Annotated in this window: 1 protein-coding gene; it reads left to right on the forward strand. The window is 57.8% G+C overall.

Translation table 11 applies throughout. From position 1 onward, the window contains the following. A partial coding sequence (locus LJ656_RS34810) for an IS3 family transposase (protein WP_230513951.1) occupies positions 1–1,482 on the forward strand: 1,482 nt, incomplete at its 5' end. Between the last annotated feature and the right edge of the window lie 27 nt (positions 1,483–1,509).

Genomic DNA, 1,509 nt, shown 5'->3' on the forward strand with positions numbered 1-1,509 from the left:
ATCAGGGCGACCATCAGACAGCTGGGTTACCCGACAAAGAATTCGCTGAAGGCGTGGCATCGCGAGTACGAACGGTGCCATGATTTGCGAGCTGGCTATGTTCGTGCCGCGCCAAGGTATTCGGCTCGACAGAAACGGGCTGCTGTCGATCACTATCTGAGCCACGACCGATGCGCTGCTGCGACCTTGAAGGCGTTGGGCTATCCGAGTCGCGGTACGTTTGCCAAATGGATCGAGGAATTGTGTCCCGAGATCGGCAAGCGTACTGTAGGAAGGGTGGCTGGAAGCGTTCCGAAATCGCGCGAGGTTCGGCAGGCGGCCGTCATTGAACTGTGCACCAGAGAGGAAAGCGCGAGCGCAGTCGCTCGGAGGGCTGGCGTGAGCAGGCCTCTGCTGTATAACTGGAAGAACCAGCTACTCGGTCAGGAGGTTCCAGCATCCATGAGACGCCAGAAGAAGCCGGCACCGAACCTTGAGCGTTCGGTGCTGGAACAGCAGGTCGAATCGCTTCGACGCGACATCCGGAAGCTGGAGCTCGAGCGCGATATCCTCAAGAAGGCGAACGAACTGATAAAAAAAGAGATGGGCGCCAACCCGCAACTCCTGAACAACCGGGAGAAAACGATGCTGGTTGACGCCCTGAAGCAAACCTACGCGTTGCCGGAGTTGCTGGCCGTCCTAGGGCTTGCCCGCAGCTCCTATTTCTATCATCGCGCACGCCTGCTATTGGCCGACAAGTATGCGGCTGCACGTGGCGTCATCGCCAACATCTTCGAGCTCAATTACCGTTGCTACGGCTATCGTCGAATCCGTGCAGCATTAGGCAGGCAGCAGGTATTCATCTCGGAGAAGGTGGTGCGACGTTTAATGCGGCAGGAAGGTCTGGCTGCTGCCACAACCAGGCGACGCCGCTACGGCTCCTATCGTGGAGAAATCAGCCCCGCGCCGGGGAACCTCATCAATCGCGATTTCCGGGCGACCGCTCCGAATCAGAAATGGCTCACCGATATCACTGAATTCCAGCTCCCGGCGGGCAAGGTCTATCTGTCGCCGCTGATCGACTGCTTCGACGGTCTCGTCGTGAGCTGGACGATCGGGACGCGGCCAGATGCTGAACTCGTCAATACCATGCTGGATTCGGCCATCGAGTCGATGGGTGATAGTGATGATCGGCCAGTGGTCCACTCCGATCGCGGTGCGCACTATCGTTGGCCTGGATGGCTATCGCGGATGCGCGATGCCAAACTTGTTCGCTCGATGTCACGCAAAGGATGCTCACCTGATAACGCGGCCTGTGAAGGCTTCTTCGGCCGGCTCAAAACGGAACTGTTCTATCCTCGTGACTGGAGGGCTACGACGGTTGATGACTTCATTGAAGTCCTTGACTCGTATATTCGCTGGTACAACGCAACTCGGATCAAGGTCTCGCTCGGCTCCCTGAGCCCACTCGAATACCGGGAAAGTCTTGGAATCGTGGCATAACCAGTCCAGGATTTTAGCCGCATCCCC

This window comes from Paraburkholderia sejongensis (assembly GCF_020880815.1).
GTDB classification, from domain to species: Bacteria; Pseudomonadota; Gammaproteobacteria; order Burkholderiales; family Burkholderiaceae; genus Paraburkholderia; species Paraburkholderia sejongensis.